This is a genomic window from Marinobacter sp. C7 (genome assembly GCF_022343555.1).
Lineage (GTDB): Bacteria > Pseudomonadota > Gammaproteobacteria > Pseudomonadales > Oleiphilaceae > Marinobacter.
This window is the reverse complement of the sequence record NZ_JAKQZH010000001.1, coordinates 188,362-208,322: the sequence shown is the minus strand read 5'-3', so window position 1 is coordinate 208,322 and position 19,961 is coordinate 188,362. Positions and strand designations below refer to the sequence as shown.

Annotated in this window: 20 protein-coding genes; 11 read left to right on the top strand and 9 right to left on the bottom strand. The window is 61.9% G+C overall.

What is annotated here, in order from left to right; genetic code table 11:
- Nucleotides 1-200: 200 nt before the first annotated feature.
- The 4 genes from MD273_RS00920 to MD273_RS00905 all read left to right on the top strand — a co-directional run bounded on the left by MD273_RS00920 (nucleotide 201) and on the right by MD273_RS00905 (nucleotide 4,228).
- Nucleotides 201-512, top strand: a complete 312-nt coding sequence (locus tag MD273_RS00920) for a DUF3301 domain-containing protein (protein ID WP_239035899.1) — start codon at nucleotides 201-203, stop codon at nucleotides 510-512.
- Nucleotides 513-623: 111 nt separating this feature from the next.
- Nucleotides 624-1,934, top strand: coding sequence for a substrate-binding domain-containing protein (locus MD273_RS00915; protein WP_239035898.1), 1,311 nt, complete (start codon nucleotides 624-626; stop codon nucleotides 1,932-1,934).
- 122 nt (nucleotides 1,935-2,056) lie between these two features.
- A complete protein-coding gene (locus MD273_RS00910) occupies nucleotides 2,057-3,352 on the top strand; it encodes a pyridoxal phosphate-dependent aminotransferase (RefSeq protein WP_239035897.1) in 1,296 nt (431 codons plus the stop codon).
- 51 nt (nucleotides 3,353-3,403) lie between these two features.
- Nucleotides 3,404-4,228, top strand: coding sequence for an inositol monophosphatase family protein (locus MD273_RS00905; RefSeq protein WP_239035896.1), 825 nt, complete (start codon nucleotides 3,404-3,406; stop codon nucleotides 4,226-4,228).
- A 400-nt stretch (nucleotides 4,229-4,628) separates the two neighbouring features.
- Here the strand turns inward: MD273_RS00905 and slmA are convergent, their stop codons facing one another.
- The 9 genes from slmA to MD273_RS00860 form a co-directional block, all read right to left on the bottom strand.
- Complete coding sequence (gene slmA, locus MD273_RS00900; protein WP_239035895.1) at nucleotides 4,629-5,216, bottom strand: nucleoid occlusion factor SlmA; 588 nt, start codon at nucleotides 5,214-5,216, stop codon at nucleotides 4,629-4,631.
- 259 nt (nucleotides 5,217-5,475) lie between these two features.
- Nucleotides 5,476-6,285: a thiazole synthase gene (locus tag MD273_RS00895; protein WP_239035894.1), complete on the bottom strand. Its 810-nt coding sequence runs from the start codon at nucleotides 6,283-6,285 to the stop codon at nucleotides 5,476-5,478.
- 73 nt (nucleotides 6,286-6,358) lie between these two features.
- Nucleotides 6,359-6,559, bottom strand: coding sequence for a sulfur carrier protein ThiS (gene thiS / locus MD273_RS00890; RefSeq protein ID WP_239035893.1), 201 nt, complete (start codon nucleotides 6,557-6,559; stop codon nucleotides 6,359-6,361).
- A 24-nt stretch (nucleotides 6,560-6,583) separates the two neighbouring features.
- Complete coding sequence (locus MD273_RS00885) at nucleotides 6,584-6,958, bottom strand: DUF423 domain-containing protein (protein ID WP_239037582.1); 375 nt, start codon at nucleotides 6,956-6,958, stop codon at nucleotides 6,584-6,586.
- Between the two features lie 25 nt (nucleotides 6,959-6,983).
- The gene (locus MD273_RS00880) at nucleotides 6,984-7,784 is read right to left on the bottom strand and encodes a symmetrical bis(5'-nucleosyl)-tetraphosphatase (protein ID WP_239035892.1); all 801 of its coding nucleotides are present in this window, start codon (nucleotides 7,782-7,784) and stop codon (nucleotides 6,984-6,986) included.
- A complete protein-coding gene (gene rsmA, locus MD273_RS00875) occupies nucleotides 7,777-8,601 on the bottom strand; it encodes a 16S rRNA (adenine(1518)-N(6)/adenine(1519)-N(6))-dimethyltransferase RsmA (RefSeq protein WP_239035891.1) in 825 nt (274 codons plus the stop codon). The genes MD273_RS00880 and rsmA overlap by 8 nt, the downstream gene beginning before the upstream one ends.
- Complete coding sequence (pdxA, locus tag MD273_RS00870; RefSeq protein ID WP_239035890.1) at nucleotides 8,598-9,608, bottom strand: 4-hydroxythreonine-4-phosphate dehydrogenase PdxA; 1,011 nt, start codon at nucleotides 9,606-9,608, stop codon at nucleotides 8,598-8,600. Before pdxA ends, rsmA begins: the two co-directional genes overlap by 4 nt.
- Nucleotides 9,605-10,951: a peptidylprolyl isomerase gene (locus tag MD273_RS00865; protein WP_239035889.1), complete on the bottom strand. Its 1,347-nt coding sequence runs from the start codon at nucleotides 10,949-10,951 to the stop codon at nucleotides 9,605-9,607. Before MD273_RS00865 ends, pdxA begins: the two co-directional genes overlap by 4 nt.
- A gap of 60 nt (nucleotides 10,952-11,011) precedes the next feature.
- Nucleotides 11,012-13,312 carry an LPS-assembly protein LptD gene (locus MD273_RS00860; RefSeq protein WP_239037581.1) on the bottom strand — a complete coding sequence of 767 codons (2,301 nt, stop codon included), beginning with the start codon at nucleotides 13,310-13,312 and terminating at the stop codon, nucleotides 11,012-11,014.
- A gap of 285 nt (nucleotides 13,313-13,597) precedes the next feature.
- On the opposite strand from MD273_RS00860, the gene MD273_RS00855 reads away from it, so the two are divergent.
- The 7 genes from MD273_RS00855 (at nucleotide 13,598) to MD273_RS00825 (ending at nucleotide 19,955) form a co-directional block, all read left to right on the top strand.
- Nucleotides 13,598-14,644: an aminoglycoside phosphotransferase family protein gene (locus MD273_RS00855; protein ID WP_239035888.1), complete on the top strand. Its 1,047-nt coding sequence runs from the start codon at nucleotides 13,598-13,600 to the stop codon at nucleotides 14,642-14,644.
- Nucleotides 14,641-15,321 (top strand): N-acetylmuramate alpha-1-phosphate uridylyltransferase MurU, encoded by a 681-nt coding sequence (gene murU, locus MD273_RS00850; RefSeq protein WP_239035887.1) that lies wholly within the window; start codon nucleotides 14,641-14,643, stop codon nucleotides 15,319-15,321. The genes MD273_RS00855 and murU overlap by 4 nt, the downstream gene beginning before the upstream one ends.
- 4 nt (nucleotides 15,322-15,325) lie before the next feature.
- Nucleotides 15,326-16,084: a DnaJ domain-containing protein gene (locus tag MD273_RS00845; RefSeq protein ID WP_239035886.1), complete on the top strand. Its 759-nt coding sequence runs from the start codon at nucleotides 15,326-15,328 to the stop codon at nucleotides 16,082-16,084.
- Between the two features lie 173 nt (nucleotides 16,085-16,257).
- Entirely contained in the window at nucleotides 16,258-16,944 is a 687-nt protein-coding gene (gene rpe / locus MD273_RS00840) for a ribulose-phosphate 3-epimerase (RefSeq protein WP_239035885.1), read from the top strand.
- A complete protein-coding gene (locus MD273_RS00835; RefSeq protein ID WP_239035884.1) occupies nucleotides 16,941-17,630 on the top strand; it encodes a phosphoglycolate phosphatase in 690 nt (229 codons plus the stop codon). Before rpe ends, MD273_RS00835 begins: the two co-directional genes overlap by 4 nt.
- A 236-nt stretch (nucleotides 17,631-17,866) precedes the next feature.
- Nucleotides 17,867-19,354, top strand: a complete 1,488-nt coding sequence (gene trpE / locus MD273_RS00830) for an anthranilate synthase component I (RefSeq protein WP_239035883.1) — start codon at nucleotides 17,867-17,869, stop codon at nucleotides 19,352-19,354.
- Between the two features lie 16 nt (nucleotides 19,355-19,370).
- Nucleotides 19,371-19,955, top strand: coding sequence for an anthranilate synthase component II (locus MD273_RS00825; protein WP_239035882.1), 585 nt, complete (start codon nucleotides 19,371-19,373; stop codon nucleotides 19,953-19,955).
- The last annotated feature ends 6 nt before the right edge of the window (nucleotides 19,956-19,961 follow it).

Genomic DNA, 19,961 nt, shown 5'->3' with positions numbered 1-19,961 from the left:
ATACCCGGGAAAAGACCCCACTGGATGGGGATTCAAGCATATCGTTCCCGTGTCGCAATCCAAGCCAAATTTTGCAGAACACCCGGTATTTACGACCAAAGCCTAATGAGGACCGTCACCGGGCCGGCCGATTTCAACCGGAACCACAATCCTGTACCCTGAGGCTCCCACCGACCTGCTTTCAGGGAATATAACTGGCTGTGACTCTGGGAAATCTGTTCTGGCTTTTTCTGGCCGGTTTTGCGGCCTGGTATTGGTGGCGAGCGAAAGCCATCAAGGATTTCGTTCTTCAGGCGGCCCGCCGTTACTGCAAAACCATGGATGTCGAACTGCTCGACGACGCGGTCTATCTTCGTGGCCTCTGGTTCAAACGGGACAACCAAGGCAGGCTGAGAGTCTGGCGGCGTTTCCTGTTCGACTTCACCTCCACCGGTGAGGAACGTTATACCGGACGCGTGATCATGCTGGGGTCAAAGATACTTCACATGGAGCTGGAACCTCACCGGTTCTGAGACCTGGATCCCAGTCGGCAACAATTGGTTACCTGCCTGAAACCTGCCTGTCATATTTCTGCAGCATTCTGCCGGATGTTTCCGAACCTCCATTGCGACAAGGATCCACGAATGCGCAGACTGCACTCCTTCAAGATCGTGACACTGCTGGCCATGATGACCCATGGTATCCATACACTGGCCGCGGATCTGCAGATCCACGGCTCCAATACTGTCGGCGCCACCCTGGCTCCGATGCTCGTCTCCGGCTATCTCGAACAGCTCACCGGCACCGCCCCCGCGTTGAAACCCACCGGGCGGGAAAACGAGCAACTCATTACCGTCGCTGACAACGGCAAACAGGTGAAGGTTATGGTTGCCGCCCACGGCTCCAGCACCGGCTACAAGGCGCTGGTCGAGGGCAAGGCCGATATCTGGGCGTCGTCCCGGCCCGCAAAGCCCACGGAAGCCGAGCAGTTCCGCAATCGCGCCGACCTGACCACCCTCGACAGCGAACACGTGATTGCGATCGACGGCCTGGCCATCCTTGTCCACCCTGCCAACCCCGTCAGCCGGCTCACGATCGACACCCTGGGCAGGATCTACGCGGGTCAGATCCGCAACTGGTCCGAGGTCGGCGGCCCGGACCGGCCGATCAGGCTTTATGCCCGGGACGACCGTTCGGGCACCTGGGATACCTTCAAGTCACTGGTGCTGGGCAAGCAATATACGCTGGCCCCCTCAGCTGTCCGGTATGAATCCAACGATCAACTGTCCGATGATGTCAGCCGGGATCCTGCCGGTATCGGCTTTGCCGGTCTGGCGTCGGTGCGCAACAGCAAGGTGCTGGCGATCTCCGAGGGCGACGCGCCTGCACTCAAGCCGAACCAGCTGACGGTGGCCAGTGAGGACTATCCTCTGTCCCGTAGACTGTTCATGTATACCCCTGGCAAGCCGGACGGGAAACTGGCAGCCGGACTGATTGACTTCGCCCTGTCGAGCGAGGGCCAGAAACTGGTGGCCGAATCCGGGTTCATTTCCCAGAATCCGATTGCCGTCAAACCGGAGTTCGACAACTCCGTGCCCCAGTCCTTCCACCGCCTGACCGCCCAGTACCGGCGCCTGACCGTCAACTTCCGGTTTGCCGAGGGTCGCACCAAACTCGACAACAAGGCATTGCGGGACCTGCGCCGGGTCGGACACTACCTCGAGCAGACCGGAAAGACCGCGGACGACCTGATGCTGATCGGATTCGCCGACCAGCAGAGCAACGAACTGCGCGCCCAGATGATCTCCGAGTTGCGGGCACTGTCGGTCCGCAAGGCACTGGGGGCAGAGGGAATCCCCGATGTGGCCTACACCGGATACGGGCATTACATGCCGGTCGGCGGTCGGGGCAGTCAGCGCAACGGCCGGGTCGAGGTCTGGGTCTTGTCGCGCTAGGCGGGACAACATCGACCAAAGTAGGCCCCGGTTCTTCGGCAATCACCTATCCGCGTGGACATCACAGATATGTTTGCGTTTCCTATACTGTGACGGTCATTTCCAAACCACAGACCGGAACAATGGACATCAAAAACGACCACCGATACGCGATCAACCTGAACGTCCGGGGCATCCAGCCCTCTGCCACCCTCCGCATCAACGAACTGAGCAACCAACTCCGTTCCGAAGGAAAAGACATCATCAAGCTGGGTCTGGGCCAGTCCCCGTTCCCGGTACCTGATCGCGTAGTGGACGCGCTCAAGGAGCACGCCCACGAAAAGGACTATCTCCCGGTGAAAGGCCTCAGGGGCCTGCGCGAAGCCATTGCCGGCTATATCAACCGCAACGAACGCATGCGGTGCACCTGGGAGGACGTGCTGATCGGGCCGGGCTCCAAGGAGCTCTTGTTCATGCTTCAGCTGGCCTACTACGGTGACCTGCTGATCCCGCGCCCGAGCTGGGTGTCCTACGCGCCCCAGGCCCGCATCATTGGCCGCTCCGTCCACTGGCTGCCGACTCATGCCGAGAACAACTGGCAGCTGACCGCCGAGGAACTGGACATCATCTGCCGGGACGACCCGTCGCGGCCGCGCATCCTGATTTTGAACTATCCGTCCAACCCGACCGGCTGCACCTACACCGACGACCAGCTGCTGGCGATTGCCAACGTGGCGCGAAAGTACAAGCTGATCCTGCTTTCTGACGAGATTTACGGCGAGGTCCACTTCGAAGGCAAGCACAAGTCCATTGCCCGCTATTATCCGGAAGGCACCATCATCAGCACGGGCCTGTCCAAGTGGGCCGGCGCCGGTGGCTGGCGCCTGGGCACGTTCATCTTCCCCCCCGAGCTGCGTCCGCTGCTGGATGCCATGGCGATCATCGCCAGTGAGACCTACACCGCCACCAGTGCACCGATCCAGCACGCTGCCATTTCCGCCTTCCAGGGTGGCGACGATATCGACGAGTACCTGAAGCAATCCCGTCGTGTGCTGAAGGTCGTCGGTGAGTATATGCACCGCCGCCTGAGCGATATGGGCGCGGTGGTACAGAAGCCTGAGGGGGCGTTCTACCTGTTTCCGGACTTCTCCAACTTCCGGGAGCAGTTGGCGCGCAAGGATATCAAGACCTCCCAGGCCTTCTGCACGGCCCTGCTGGAGAATACCGGCGTGGCCATCCTGCCCTCCAGCGATTTCGGCTTCGTACCGGATCACCTGGGAGCACGCCTGGCCTTCGTCGACTTCGATGGTGCCGAGGCCCTGAAACTTGCCGGTGGTGATTATGCCGGGCAGGAGCTGGACGATGCCTTCGTCGACCAGGCCTGCCCGCGCCTGGTCCTGGCCATGGACAAGATGGAACGCTGGCTGCAAAGCCTGTAGGCCCATCGTGTTAGACTGGCGCCCTCACTCCATGCGATCAATGAGGGCGCCATGTCTGATCCTGTTTCCCTTCGCGACATCACCGATTTTGCCGAAACCCTGGCCCGCGAAGCCGGGGAACTGATCCGCCGCGAGCGCGAAGACAACACCCTCCGCACCGACTACAAGCATCAAACCGAACTGGTCACCCACGCCGATGTAATGGCCGACGAGTTCATCACCGGCGCGATTCGCAAACGGTTCCCCGACCACCGCATCCTGTCCGAAGAAACCATGCCGGACCTGTCCCAGGCGGAAGAACTGGACACGCCCCTGTGGATCGTGGACCCGATCGACGGCACGGTGAACTACGCCTACGGCCACCCCCAGGTGGCGGTCTCCATTGCCTATGCCGAAAAAGGCGAAGTCCAGGCCGGCGTGGTCCACGCGCCCTTTCCCGGCGAGACTTTCCGGGCCACCAAAGGCGAAGGCGCCACCCTCAACGGCAAACCGATCAAACACAGCGGCGTCACCGAGCCCCGCCAGTCGCTGTTCGCTACCGGTTTCCCCTACACCAAGGACAACCTTGAGCCCCTGGTCCGCCGCCTGGATGCCATGATCCACCAGTGCCGGGACCTGCGCCGCATCGGCTCGGCAGCCCTGGATATCTGCTGGGTGGCCTGTGGCCGGCTGGATATCTACTACGAGAACGTCAGTCCCTGGGACTTCGCGGCGGCCCGCCTGATTGCAAAGGAAGCCGGTGCCACGGCCGGTCACTTCGGCGAGGTACCGGTGGGTTATCCGGCCGATCTCTGGGGGCGTGACATCCTGATTTCGGCACCCGCGGTCTGGGAGCCGGTGCGCTCCATTCTCCGGTCTGCCTCGGGGTATGACTGAGTTTCTGATTCCACCTCTACCTGGTTCCCCAGCCTGCCGGTCTGGGTGTTCGGCCCGGCTGGGGCTTCCCTTCACAGAACCGCTACGAGCACGTCCATGTGCGCTTGTTTCAGGCCATCCTTGGCCTTCAACATTCTGTGAAGGGAAGCCCCACCCGGACCGGTCGTGCACCAGGAGGTATCGCAAGAAAAGATGAGCGGCTAGCTTTAATCGGTTAACGAAGTACCAATATCTCGGAAGTTCTGAGTGTGAAGGTGGGAAGGGCTTTCCCGGAATGTCGGAGGCCATGGATGGCCGGAGTCAAGCGCACAGGGACGTGCTTGTAGCGGTTCCGGGAAAGCCCTTCCCGCCTTCGCCCCCCACCGAAACAATCAGGCTAGGGGGCATGGATACACCAGGCTCAACCCCAGACGCCCTCGGAAACCAGCCCCCAGCTCTCTTCGAAATCGGTGGACGGCAACCGGGAGAACGAAGAGCGGACAAACCGCTGAATCCGGCCTTCCAGGAACACCATGACAAAGTCGGCGCCCCGGGAAGCACTGGTTCTCGGCCTGAGCCCCTGGCGGATTTCGCCTTCCTTCAGGGCCTGACGAACCTGGGTCTCCAGGCGCTCGAAGAACTGGGAGGCACGCTTGCGCAGCGACTCGTTCTCCCCCATCAGGGCGTCGCCCGTCAGTACACAGCACAGGCCCGGGTTGCGCTCGGCAAATACCAGCACCAGATGGGCCAACTGCTGCAGGCGGCCGCGCACATCATCCTGCTCCTGCAGGATCACCTGGCAGCGCGAGAACACCGCTTCCTCGGCAAACTCGATGAGGGCCTCGAACATTTTCCGCTTGCTGGGAAAGTGGCGATAGAGGGCGGCCTCGGTGACGCCCACCGTGCGGGCGAGGCCGGCGGTAGTGATACGGGCGCCCGGGTCGGTTTCCAGCAGTTCCACCAGGGCGTGGAGAATCGCCTCGCGGCGACTGGGTTTCTGATCGGTCATGACAGGACTACAGCGCTCTGAATTTTGGTTTTTATGATCGATGTTTTGATTGAACATGGGGTCAGATGACAGATTTCATCTGACCCCCTTTTTATTTATCTGACTTCGAGGATGGGGTCAGAAGAACGCTTTCTTCTGACCCCGTTTTAAACTGTCGGACTTCGGATGTGACACGAACCTGGGGCCAGATGAAAGCCTTCATCCGCCCCCTTTTTCACATTCTGGGCTAGGGGTCACATTCGCCCCCCACCTTTCACCCTCAGAAAAAGGTTCCATCAATCGGCGAGGACGCACTGGCATACATCTTCTTGGGCATCCGGCCCGCCAGATAGGCTTCGCGGCCGGCTTCGATGGCCAGGCGCATGGCGTTGGCCATCTTGATGGGGTCCCGCGCCTGGGCAATGGCGGTGTTCATGAGCACGCCGTCACAGCCCAGTTCCATGGCAATGGTCGCGTCCGAAGCGGTGCCGACTCCGGCATCCACCAGTACGGGTACGCTGGCGTTCTCGACAATGAGCCTGATGTTGTAGCGGTTCTGGATGCCCAGACCGGAGCCGATGGGCGCACCGAGAGGCATGATGGCCACGCAGCCCATTTCTTCCAGACGCTTGGCCAGCAGCGGATCGTCGGAGCAGTAGACCATAACCTTGAAGCCGTCCCTGATCAGCTCCTCGGCAGCCACCAGGGTTTCGGTCATGTTCGGATAAAGGGTCTTTTCTTCACCGAGCACCTCCAGCTTGACCAGGTCATGGCCATCCAGCAGCTCCCGGGCCAGCTTGCAGGTACGCACCGCATCTTTCGCGGTGTAACAGCCAGCGGTGTTGGGAAGAATGGTGTAGCTCTCCGGGGAGATGACATCCAGCAGGTTGGGCTCGTCCGGGTTCTGGCCCAGGTTGGTGCGGCGTACAGCGACGGTGACGATCTCGGCGCCGCTGGCCTCGATGGCGTGGCCGGTTTCCATCATGTCACGGTATTTGCCGGTGCCTACCAGCAGTCGGGACTGGTAGACACGGCCGGCAATTTCCAGGGGCTTGTCTTCGGGGAGCTGAACTTCGGGAGTATCGGTCATAGCCTTTCCGGGTAGTCTGAATATTTGATCTGGATACGGCGATTGCCGCCAATAATACTTGCGGGACGTCGGGTCAGCCGCCGCCGATGGCATGAACCACTTCAACGCGGTCGCCGGGGTTCAGGGTAAATTCCGGGTGCTGGCTGCGGGGCACGATATCCTCGTTGACTTCCACCGCCAGCCGCTTGCCGGTCAGAGCCAGGCATTCAATCAGGACCGAGACGGTGGCACCGTCCGGGAGCTCCATCGCATCGCCGTTTACTTCTACCTGCATGTTGCTGTCACACCTCGCATTGATTCAGCCTTCGCGCCGGAGGCCTGCAGTAACCAGCAGCCCCCAGCCAATCATGAAGCATACACCACCCAGCGGGGTCAGCGGACCCAGCCAGTGATAACCGGTGAATACCAGCAGATACAGGCTGCCGCTGAACAGCAGCACACCCGCCAGGTAAAACCCGGCCGCAATCCCGAGCAAACGCCGCGACATGCCGACACCCGCCAGCACGGCAACCAGTATCAGCGCCAGGGCATGGTACATCTGATAGGTAACCGCGGTCTGGAATACCTCGAGGGTCCGCTCACTCACCATCCGGCGCAAGCCGTGGGCGCCAAAAGCGCCGGCCATGACCGCCAGCAAGGCCAACAGGGCCCCGGCAACCAGCGGCCAGCGCATGACCGGTCCTGTCGATCGGGAGGCTTCAGCAGTCACAGTGGATCTTTTCTCCGGTATCCAGGTTCATCACGGTCAGCACACCGCCCCAGACACAACCGGTGTCCAGACCGATAAACCGGTCACTGCCGGTATTGCCCTCGAGCGCCGCCCAGTGACCAAAGATGACACGGACATCGTCCTGTCTCGGGAAGCGGAACCAGGGCGCATAGCCCTCGGGGGCATTGCCTGCGGATTCCTTGGTCGCCAGCTCCAGGGTGCCGTCTTCGGCGATAAAGCGCATCCGGGTGAAGTAGTTGGTGATCACCCGCCAGCGGTCCATCCCGGTCAGACCCGGCTCCCAGCGCTCGGGTTGATTGCCGTACATGTGGGTAAAGTAATACTCCGCCTGGTCGCTCCGGATCACTGCCTCGACCTCCCGGCCATAGCGGACGGCCTCTTCCACAGCCCAGATGTGGGGAAGTCCGGCATGGGCCATAACGAAGTTTCGCTTCCGGTCATAGACACAGAAGTTCTGCTGGCGCAGCCACTGAAGCAACCGGTCACAGTCCGGGGCATCCAGGATATCGTGGAGGGTGTCCTTGCGTTTCGGCGCGTGACCGCCCAGTGCCACCGCCAGCAGATGCAGGTCATGGTTACCCAGAACCACCACCGCGCTGTCACCCAGACTCTCGATATACCTGAGAGTCTGGAGAGAGGACGGTCCACGATTGATCAGGTCTCCGGCCACCCACAGGCGATCGCGGGAGGGGGAAAAATCCACCTTGGCCAGGACATCCCGCAGCCGCTCATAGCAGCCCTGGATATCGCCGATGGCGTAGTCAGTCATTACTTACCTCATCGCCGGTTCCGGATTTCTGGTCGAAAAGATAGTCGGCAATGTGTACGTAGTCCGCCAGGCTGAGGTTTTCCGGGCGCAGTCCGTCGTTGATGCCCAGGCCCTGCAGTTGCTCGGCGCTGATCATTCCACCCAGCGCCTTGCGCAGGGTCTTGCGCCGCGCGTTGAACGCGGTGCGGACCACCGCCTGCAGGGTCGCCAGGTCCCTGGCCGGATGCGGCAGCGTTTCGTGGGGCACCAGGCGGACAATGGCGGAATCGACTTTCGGGGCCGGCTTGAATGCTCCCGGGCCCACCTCGAACAACGGCTGCACCTTGCAGAAGTACTGGGCCATGATGCCCAATCGGCCGTAGTTGTTGTCTCCCGGAACCGCCGCCAGACGTTGCACCACTTCCTTCTGCAGCATGAAATGCATGTCCTGCACCACCCCGGCCTGGCCAAGCAGATGGAAGATCAGCGGAGTGGAAATATTGTACGGCAGGTTGCCAATGATTCGCAGCGGCCGGTCCTGCACCAGCTGACTGAAATCAAACTTCAGCGCGTCGGCCTCGTGGATACGGAATTCCGGATAATTGAAGAACTTGGTGCGCAACACGGGAATCAGATCCCGGTCCAGCTCCACCACCTGCAGCCTGGGATTGATCGCCAGGATTTCCTCCGTCAGGGCGCCCAGCCCGGGGCCGATCTCGACGATGGCATCCTCCGGCTTGGGATTGATGGCGCGCACAATGCGCTCGATCACGCCCGGATCATGCAGGAAATTCTGTCCAAAACGTTTTCTGGCCTGATGGCCGGATTTCTGACTCACGACTCGCTCTCTTGTTTGGCCGCCTTCCGACACCGCGCCATATGTTCACCGACACGGAGGGCCGTTTTCAGGCTGCCGGCATCGGCTTTTCCGCTTCCCGCCAGGTCCAGTGCGGTGCCATGGTCCACCGACGTGCGAACGATGGGCAGGCCCAGGGTAATGTTCACGGCCCGGCCGAAGCCCTGGAACTTGAGTACCGGCAAGCCCTGGTCATGGTACATGGCCAGCACGGCATCGGCGTCATCCAGCCAGTGCGGCGTGAACAGGGTATCCGCCGGCAAGGGTCCCGTCAGTTTGATGCCCTCGCCCCGCAATGTCTCGAGGGTGGGTTCAATCACCTCGATTTCCTCCCGGCCCAGGTGGCCACCTTCGCCGGCGTGGGGATTAAGCCCCGCCACCAGGATCCGGGGTTCGGCGATGCCGAAGAAGGTTTTGAGATCGGCGTTGAGGATTCGGGTTACCTGGGTCAGCCGTTCGGGGGTGATGGCATCGGCCACGTCCCGGAGCGGCAGGTGGGTGGTGACCAGCGCGACCCGCAACTCGTCGGTGGCAAGCATCATCACCACCCGCTCGGCGCCGCACAGTTCCTGCAGAAATTCGGTATGGCCACTGAAGGCGATGCCGGCTTCATTGATCACCCCCTTGTGCACCGGTGCGGTAACCATTCCGTCCACCTGTCCGGCCAAACAGGCGCGGGCAGCAACTTCCAGCGTGTTCAGGACATAGCGACTGTTGGCAGGATCGGTCTTGCCGGCGGCCAGGTTCTCGCAGCCTTCCACCGGCCACACCGACAGGTGACCGGGCTCCATCCGGGGCAGTGTACCCGGCTGCCAGGCGTGAAGTTTCACCTCAAGACCCAGCATCCGCGCACGTTCGGCCAACAGTGCCTTGCTCGCCACCACCACGACACCTGCCTGGCGGGGCTCCAGAGCCAGCTGAAGGCACAGCTCGGGACCGATGCCGGCAGGCTCGCCGGCGGTCAGCGCCAGGATCACCGGCTTGCTCATGACGATGCGCCCGCCTCCTCGTCACTCCCGTTTTCAGTGGCATAGGCGCCCTTGAACTCCACGAAAGCCTCGTCCCGGATTTCCCGTAGCCAGTTCTGCAATTCGGCTTCGAACTTGCGGCGATAGATCGCCTGACGGGCATCGGATTCCCGGGCTTCACCGGTCACGTCCTTCTCCCGGCGTTCCTGTACCTGCAGGATGTGCCAGCCGAAGCGGGAACGGAACGGGCCCTTGAGTTCTCCAGGGTCGGCCTCGAGCATGGCCTGTTCGAAAGCCGGCACCATCTGGCCGCGACTCACCCAGCCCAGATTACCGCCGTCGGAGCCGGATACCGGATCGTCCGAGTATTCTCGGGCCAGTTCGGCGAAATCGGCGCCGTCCTGAAGTTGCTGGTACAGATCTCGAACCCTGGCCTCCGCTTCGGCATCGGTACGAGCCTCGGACGGGCGCACAAGGATATGGCGGACTTTGTGCTGGCGAACCAGCTGTTTCTGATCGCCACCGCTCTTGTCCATGACCATGACCAGATGGAATCCGCTGTTGTTCTCCAGAACCGGGGACGGTTTGCCGGGCTCCAGCCCCGGCACCACAGGTGCCACCAGGGACGGCAGCTGGTTTTCGGTGCGCCACCCCATATCTCCGCCTTCCAGGGCATTGCTGGCGTCAGACTCGGCGACAGCCACCTCCCGGAAATCGCGGCCATCGAGGATTTGCTGGCGCAGGTTCTGTGCCTTGTCCCGCGCGGCTTCGACCGAAGCCTCACTGGCCGGGTCATCGACTTCGATGAAGATGTAGGCAAGACGATACTCGGCGGAGTTGCCGCCACGGGCCTCCAGGGCCTGCAGATAGTTCTCCACTTCGCGGTCGGTCACGCGTACCCGGTTACCCACTTGTCGCTGCTGAACCCGGCTGGTCAGCATCTCGTTGCGGATCTGCTCACGGGCCTGGCGGTAACTCACCCCCTCGGCGGCCAGCTGCTGCTCGAACTCTGCGCGGGTCAGGCCGTTCTGCCGGGCGATGTTATCCATGGTCTCGTTCAGCTCGTTGTCACTGATCCGCATCCCCATCTTCTCCGCCATTTGCAGCTGGATGGACTCGGTAATCAGCTGATCGAGCACCCGCTGTTCCAGTACATCCCTGGGCGGCAGCCCGGTGCCCTGGGCCTGCAGCCGTCCAATGATGGTATTGATCCGGGCTTCCAGCTCGGTCTGCAGGATCACATCGTCATCGACAATGGCGACGACCTGGTCCAGCAGCTTGCGCTCTGCCTGTGCCGAAACAGAGAGCGCCAGCATCAGTAACATCAGAAAGGTTGTAAACCCCTGGCGAAAGGTCGCCTTCATAATCACCTCGTATCAAAAATGGTGTCCACCGTTGGCCTGCGGTCTTGGTCCGGCCAAGGCTCAGGGAGTTCCGAAACGCCGGCGCTCCCTTTCATCAAACCCGTAAATGGCCTCGGAAATCCGGGCCGAGGCGCCGCCACTGCCCCCCAGCCCCTTGAGCTGAACCTGGAACAGGAGACGGGTATCCAGTTGCTGGTCGTCAGTCAGGTAGTTCTGATGCACCACCTGGACGCTCCAGCAACAGTTGTTGTATTCAAGCCCGGCGAGAGATCCCACCGTGCGATCCAGATCGGAATCGTAAACCCACCGGCCGATCAGGCTAACACGGTCTGAGACCGGAACAACCGCCGCAATATCCGACTGTTCCAGTTCATCCCTGCTGTAGGTGTGCCCGAGACTGGCCAGGTACCGGTAATCTTCCGAGTGAAAGGTCAGCTGGCTGCGACCCTCCTCGGTCTCCCCGGTGTCCGGATCCCACAAACCGGAGGAACGGATTTCCAGGGTATCCATCGGACTGAGCACCAACTCCCCTGCCAGCGGAGACCGGCTCCGGGTGCCGCCACCGGCACCGAACAGCGTCACGTCCCGGTCCTCGAAATACTGCACTTGGCCGATGCTGACGCGGGCCCTTTCTGCCCCGGTGACCAGGTCATTGAAACGGCTGGTCAACGCCACGGTCAACTGGTTGGTGTCGCCCACCCGGTCGCCGCCGCTGAAACGGTCGGGTTCAAACAATTGGTCGAACCGGAAGCTCTTGATCGCCGTATCAAAGTCCGGGATGTCGTTCTGATCAGCGTCGGCATCCACCCAGGCGTAGTAGAGCCGGGGTTCAAGACTCTGGTTGTAAGGCACGCCAAACAGCTCCGAGCGGCGGTCAAAATACAGACCATTATCCCATTCGACCACCGGGACAGTCCGGTCAATACTGCCATCGCCGAGGCTGTAATCCTCGAGCTCGTACCGGGTGTAGTCGACGCTCACAGAGGGGCGACTGAACCCCCAGAGTGACCGGAGGGGCACAGCCAGTTCGGGAATAGCCCGGAAGCGCTGCCCGTTGGCCCGGTCGAGACCGGTCAGGTTGTCGTTGTCCCGGTAGAACCGGGTGTACTGGCTCTCCAGCCCGGCCTCCAGCCAACCGGCTTCGGTGGTCCCGCCATACAGCACTTCCGGCAGCTGGGCATAGGGTTTGTCGGCATCCGCGATAAAGTCGCTGATGGTCTGGTAGTCGTTCAGATAGGTCTCGAAGTACTGGTTGGCACTGCGATAACGCACGCCGCCCCGGCGCCGGAGATGGGTCGCCTGGTTGATTTCCAGACTGCGGTTGAGATCCGTAAGGTAGTCATTGTCACTCACCACCGAATAATCCCCGTAGCCGGTCCAGCCCTGCCCAAACCTGGCCCGTGTCATGGCATCCAGTGCCCAGCGCTCACCGGTCTCACCGGGGTTCTCTTCCTCGAAGGCCGAGTCGTTGTCGATGTAACCCACCTGCAGCACGCTCTCGCCAAAACGGCTCAGATACCGACCCTCTGCCTCGTTGAAAAGGCCCCGGCCATGAATGTACTGGGGCGTCAGCGTGGCATCGTAGTGAGGTGCCAGGTTCAGGTAATAGGGCACGGCCAGGAAGGCACCACTGCCGGCGCTGGACGATCCGAACTGTGGATAGAGGAAACCGGTCTTGCGTCGGTCATCGATGGGAAAACTGGCCCAGGGCCAATAGAACACGGGGACATCCAGTACTTCCAGGCGGACATGCCTGGCAGTACCGAACCCCTCAGCCCGATCCAGCCTGATATCCGAGGCCACGATCGCCCAATCATTCTGCCGGGGGCCACAGGTGGTCAGCATGCCATCACGGATCTGCACCTGGTTTTCGGAGATTCGGGACAGGCTGCCGGCCCTGCCACGCATTTCCGGACCGTGCAGCAGGAAGGTGGCGGTGTTGATATCGAAACGACCACTGTCCAGATTGTAATCGGCGGACTGGCCGGTCAACAGAAAGCCGTTGCCCCGACTCACCAACGGGCCGACGACCGAAACAGCCCCCGCCTGCTGATCGTAGCGGGCCTCGGAACCAGTAACTTCGAAGCCTCCCTGGCGAATACGGACATCACCCTGCAGATAGAGCTCCCGGTCAATCTCGTAGCGAGCGTTCAGACCACTGGCTTCGAGCGGCTCGCCGGCGTCCGCGCCCACCCCCGCAAAGGCGGAACCCACGCTTTCCGTGCCCGAGGGCAGGTAACCGCCCTCACAGAATACCGGCAACCGGTCGCGAACCGCGGCAGGCAATTCGGCCCGCGGACGCCAGTCGATGTCCGCTGCCGACTGCGCTGCGCCGTCCTGAGCTGCGACCGGTGTCACCAGAAGGTATCCCGACAGGGTAGCCAGGGCTGCGCCGGAAATCCGACGGTTCCGGCCAGACAGCCGGCGGGCCGGTCGCTTCGGACAGCTGATGGCGGATTGCACGGTGGCAGGATTCCTGTTCCGGGTAGTGGATTTCGAGGTCTGGATTCGAGCCGCCTAGTTTACACGGGCCCTTGCAGCTTGTTAACGGAAACTCCGCTGTAAAACCGTTTTACCCCCTTTATACTCCTCTGCTAACTTTCGCAATCAATGCCAATAAATATTTCGGGACAGCCAACCAGCCCTATGGACACGCGCCTGCAGTCACTGACTCTCTGGGTCAGGCAGTTTTCCGGTTTCGAAGATGCCGAGGCGGAACCCGTCTCCGGAGATGCCAGTTTCCGACGCTATTTCCGTGTGTGGCGCCAGCCACAGAGCGGCCAGCCGATCCCTTTTATCGTCATGGATGCGCCGCCGGAGCATGAAGACTGCGGCCCGTTCCTCGCCATTGCCCGGCACTGGCACGATCACGGTGTCGCAGTGCCGGGCATTGAAGCCGAGGATCTGGAGCAGGGATTTCTGCTCCTGGAGGATTTCGGCGACCGCCTGATGTTATCGGACCTGACCGGGAACAACGCAGACACACTGTACCGGGAAGCCCTTGAGGAACTGGTGGCCATCCAGCAGCTGCCGTCACCACCGGACTATGCCCTGCCGCCATACGATGCCGCGCTCCTCGACCGGGAGATGTCCCTGTTCCCGGACTGGCTTCTGGAGCAGCACCTGGGCATGGAGCTGGACAATGGAACCCGATGCCTGCTGGATACGACGTTTGCCTTTCTGCGGGAAAGCGCCCTGGCCCAACCGGAAGTCACCGTGCACCGGGACTACCATTCCCGGAATCTGCTGATCCGGGCCGGCACCGGACGGCCGGGCGTGATCGACTTCCAGGATGCCGTCACCGGCCCGATCACCTACGATGCGGTCTCTCTGCTCAAGGACTGTTACATCGCCTGGCCGGAAGAGCGCCTGAGCCGGTGGCTGGAGTCCTTCCGGAAGGCCACCCTGGAGAAAGGCCTGCACCATGCTGATCCGGACACCTTCCGGCAATGGTTCGAGCTCATGGGTATGCAGCGACACCTGAAGGCGGCCGGCATATTTGCCCGGCTGGCCATCCGTGACGGCAAACCCGGCTACCTGGGCGATATCCCCCGCACCGTCAACTATCTGATCCGGGCCAGCTCCCGCCAGCCGGCCCTGCGTCATTTCCACGAATGGCTGGCGGGCACCGTCATGCCGCTTATTGAGGAGAAGATTGGCCCGGCACCGGCGTTGGAGGACACCCCGCTGTGAAAGCGATGATCCTGGCCGCCGGCAAGGGCGAGCGTATGCGCCCGCTGACGCTCACCACGCCCAAGCCACTGCTGAATGTGGGCGGCAAACCGCTGATCGTGCATCACCTTGAGCACCTGAAGCAGGCCGGATTCCGGGAAGTGGTGATCAACCATGCCTGGCTGGGCGACCAGATCGAGTACACGCTGGGGAATGGTGAGCGCTTCGGCCTGTCGCTGGAATACTCCCGGGAAGGCACGCCTCTGGAAACCGCCGGAGGCATCGTCCGCGCCTTGCCTCTGCTGACCGCCCGGGGTTCCGACTGGTTCCTGGTCATCAACGGCGATATCTGGACGGACTTTCCGCTGGCCGAACTTGTGCCGGCCCCCGATAAGGATGCGGTTCTGGTGCTCACAGACAACCCCCCTCACCACCCTGAAGGCGATTTTCAATTACTGGAGTCCGGCGAACTGGTCAGTGATGGCCCCGGAAAGCTGACGTTCACCGGCATCAGCCTGCTGCATCGCCGTCTGTTCGCCGGCCTGGATGACAGCGCCGGCAAACTGGGGCCGGTGCTGCGCCGCGCCATGGGCCAGGGCCGGGTTGCCGGACGCTACCACGGGGGTGGCTGGGTCGACGTAGGAACCCCGGAACGCCTCCGGGAACTGGACCGCCGACTGTCCGCGCAAGAGGCCTGATACCATGCCCCATAGCAGTGGCAGCCCGACTCTCCCCTCCCACCTTCAGGCCGAGTTCAGCAGCCTGCTCCGGGAACTGTCTGCCTGCGGGCACCAGGCTGTCACTTTTCTGGAACGGGTACGGCTTCCGGGGTGGTGCCGCCGCCCCCTGTTCTACTTCCTCGGTTACATCGCCCGGTCTGACGGCAGAGTCACCGAGGCTGACATTACTTACGCCGAAGGACTGATCCGGGCCCTGAACCTGTCCGGGCGCCAGCGGCAGCGGGCGATCCAGTGGTTCCAGAGTGGCAAGAAAGCCGAAGAGCTGCCGCCGCTCAAGGGGTTGTCGCTACGCCTGACCCGCAGGCTCTGGCCTGCCCCGTCACTGACGGTCGCCATCTGCCTTTGCCACGCGGCGCAAATCCAGGGTCCGCCTGGCAAACCCCGCCGATACCGGTGCGAAGACGCCATCGACCAGATGGGACTGCCCGTTAGTGTCAGCGACCACATCCTGGAAAGCTACGCCAGCAAGGTCTGGGTCCGGGCAGCAGACACCCCCTCCCGCCCGGAAACCTATGACCAGGCGTGCCAGTTGCTGGGCGTGACCCGCCGGGAATCCCTGGCCCAGATCAAACGCGCCTATCGCCGAAAGGTCTCCGAATGCCACCCGGACAAGCTCTCCCAGCAAACCCTGTCACCCAGGGAGCTGGCCATTGCCAAGGAACAGTTGCTGCGCTATCAGCAGGCCTGGGAGCTCATCAAACAGCGAAACCAAACGATCTGACGAGCCACCCCGACCAGGGGCCTTTCTGTCCGGCCGGGGCGAGCAATGGTGCGGATCCTTTTGCCGGCGAAAACCCCGGCTCAAACTGGTAAACTGACCGGCGCGGCCGGAAACGGACCTTCTGGGTTCCGTATTACCCTGAACTGCTACTGAACACCACTGAGAGAGACATCATGAATCCGTACCTGATTGCCCCATCCATCCTCTCCGCCGATTTTGCCCGCCTGGGCGAGGAAGTCGACAATGTCCTGGCCGCAGGCGCCGATGTCGTCCACTTCGATGTGATGGACAATCACTACGTGCCCAACCTCACTATCGGCCCCATGGTGTGCGAAGCACTGCGCAAGCATGGCGTCACCGCGCCTATCGATGTCCACCTGATGGTATCTCCGGTAGACGACCTGATTCGCATGTTCATCGATGCCGGCGCCAGCTACATCACGTTCCACCCGGAGGCGTCCAACCACATTGATCGCTCGCTGCAACTGATCCGGGACGGTGGCTGCAAGGCGGGCCTGGTGTTCAACCCCGCCACGCCACTGAGCCACATGGATTACGTAATGGACAAGCTGGACATGGTGCTGCTGATGTCCGTCAACCCGGGCTTCGGTGGCCAGAAGTTCATCCCGGGCACCCTCGACAAACTGCGGGAAGCCCGCAAGAAAATCGACGCCAGTAACTTCAACATCCGGCTGGAGATCGATGGTGGCGTGAAAACGGAGAATATCCGTGAAATCGCCGAGGCCGGGGCCGACACCTTCGTCGCCGGCTCCGCCATCTTCAACACCGACGACTACAAGGCCACCATCGACGCCATGCGGGCGGAACTGGAGCAGGCCCGCAAGGTGACCGGAGGATGAGCCTCAAAGGCCTGTTCAACACCCGCTGGCCGGGCGTAGCCCTGTTCGACCTCGACGGCACCCTGGTAGACAGTGCGCCGGATCTTGCCGCGGCGGTCGACCAGATGCTCGAGCATCTGGGCCGAACACCCGCGGGCATCGACAAGGTCCGGAACTGGGTGGGTAACGGTGCCGCAGTCCTGGTCCGCCGCGCGCTGGCCGGCAAGACCGACTGGGAACCGGCGTTACCGAAGGACGATGCCCTGTTCAAGGACGCCCTGGCGATCTTTTACCACCACTACGGCAGGCTCAACGGCCAGCATGCCCGGATCTACCCGGGCGTGGAAGCCTGCCTTGCCCACTTGAAAACCAATGGTTGCCGGCTGGCGGTGGTGACCAACAAACCGGAGCAGTTCGTGGCGCCGCTGCTCGAGCAGCTGGGTCTGGACCACTGGTTTGACCTGAGCATTGGCGGCGATACTCTGCCGGTCAGGAAACCGGATCCGGGCCCACTGCTGCATGCCATGGAGCAGCTGGGCGGCACACGCGGCACGACGGTCATGGTCGGAGACTCCGCCGCCGACGTGGACGCTGCCATTGCCGCCGGCATTCCCTGTGTGGCTGTCCGCTACGGCTACAACTTTGGCGGCTCGGTGGAAAGCCTCGGGGCCGACGCGATTGTTGATTCACTGGCTGAGCTTTTGTAATCTCACATGGATGTTTCAATGAACACTTGTTATCGGGAGATTCCTGCCGTGCAGGGACTGAATCTGACTGCAGCGCGAGGCGTCCTCACAACCCGCGCAACACGATGGTGGCGATGGCGCACTGGCTGAACAGGCCCGGCGGCTGATGGGCATGCGCCTGTCCGGACCGTACCACCCGGCGGAATGGCATCCGGCTGTTCCGTACCAATGCAGATCAGAATTCAGGAAACCGACACATGACACCCGAGCAATTCTCCGAGCTCGCCCAAGCCGGCTTTAACCGCATCCCTGTGTACCGAGAGGTGCTGGCCGACCTGGACACGCCTCTGAGCACCTACCTGAAGCTGGCCAGTGGCCCCTACTCCTACCTGTTTGAATCCGTTCAGGGTGGCGAAAAATGGGGCCGCTATTCCATCATTGGCCTGCCCAGCCGCGAAATCCTCAAGGTATTCGATCACCGCATCGAGGTGAGCCAGAACGGCAAGCTCGTCGAACAGGCCGAGGTGGAAGATCCGCTGGAGTTCGTTGACGAATACCAGAAACGCTTCAACGCCCCGGACCTGCCCGAACTGCCCAGGTTCAATGGCGGCCTGGTTGGCTACTTCGGCTACGATACCGTGCGCTACATCGAGAAGCGCCTGCGCAACTCCTGCCCGCCCGACAGGATCGGCACTCCCGACATCCTGCTGATGGTCTCGGATGAGATCGTGGTATTCGACAACCTGCGCGGCAAGCTGCACCTGATCGTACACGTCGACCCGGCCATCGAAGGCGCCTATGAGCAAGCCCAGACCCGGATCGACGAACTCGAAGCGCGCTTGCACCGGCAAACCGCCAACGCTCCCCGAACCCCCGAGCACCTGCGCGGCAAAGTGGTGGACGAAGGCGATTTCATTTCCGGCTTCACCCAGGACCGCTTTGAATCCGCGGTCGACCGGATCAAGGAATACGTGCTCGACGGCGACGTCATGCAGACGGTCATTTCCCAGCGCATGTCCATTCCGTTCGAGGCGCCTCCCCTGAACCTCTATCGGTCGCTGAGGGTTCTCAATCCGTCGCCGTACATGTACTTCCTGGATCTGGACGATTTCCACATCGTCGGCTCGTCCCCGGAGATCCTGGCCCGGGTCGAAGACGAGGAAGTCACGGTGCGGCCCATCGCCGGGACCCGCAAGCGCGGCGCCACCGATGCCGAGGACAAGGCTCTGGAAAGTGAACTGCTGGCCGATCCGAAGGAAATCGCCGAACACCTGATGCTGATCGACCTGGGCCGCAATGACGCCGGACGCGTGTCCGAAACCGGCACCGTCAAAGTCACCGACAAGATGATCGTGGAACGCTATTCCCACGTCATGCACATCGTTTCCAACGTGACCGGCCGCCTGAAGGAAGGCACCAGCTGCCTGGATGTTCTGCGGGCCACCCTGCCCGCGGGCACCCTCAGCGGCGCCCCCAAGATCCGGGCCATGGAGATCATCGACGAACTTGAGCCGGTCAAGCGCGGCGTCTACGGCGGCGCGGTGGGCTATCTCTCGTTCAACGGCAACATGGATACCGCCATCGCCATCCGTACCGCGGTGATCAAGGATAACACCCTGCACATCCAGGCTGGTGCCGGGGTGGTGGCGGATTCGGTTCCGCGCCTCGAGTGGAAGGAAACCATGAACAAGGGCCGCGCGATTTTCCGCGCCGTGGCCATGACCTACAACGATTACGACCACTGAGGCGGAGGAACGGATTATGTTGCTGATGATCGATAACTACGACTCCTTCACCTACAACGTGGTGCAGTACCTGGCGGAGCTGGGTGCCGATGTGCGGGTATATCGTAACGACGAAATCACCATCGAGCAGATCGAGGCGCTCAAGCCGGAGCGGCTGGTGATCTCCCCGGGCCCGTGTACGCCGAACGAAGCCGGCATTTCGATGGAAGCCATCCGGCACTTCGCCGGTAAACTGCCGATCCTCGGCATCTGCCTTGGCCACCAGGCCATCGGTCAGGTGTACGGCGCCGACATCGTTCGGGCCGGCCGGGTCATGCATGGCAAGGTCTCGCCCGTCTATCACAAGGACATCGGCGTGTTCCGGGGACTGAGCAATCCGCTACAGGCGACCCGCTACCACAGCCTGGTCATTGACCAGGCCACCTTGCCGGATTGCCTGGAAGTCACCGCCTGGACCCGGAATGACGACGGCTCCATCGAGGAAATCATGGGCGTGCGCCACACGACCCTGCCCATCGAAGGCGTGCAATTCCACCCGGAGTCGATCATGACCGAACAGGGTCACGAACTGCTGCGCAATTTCCTGAGAACAACTATTTAAGAGGCC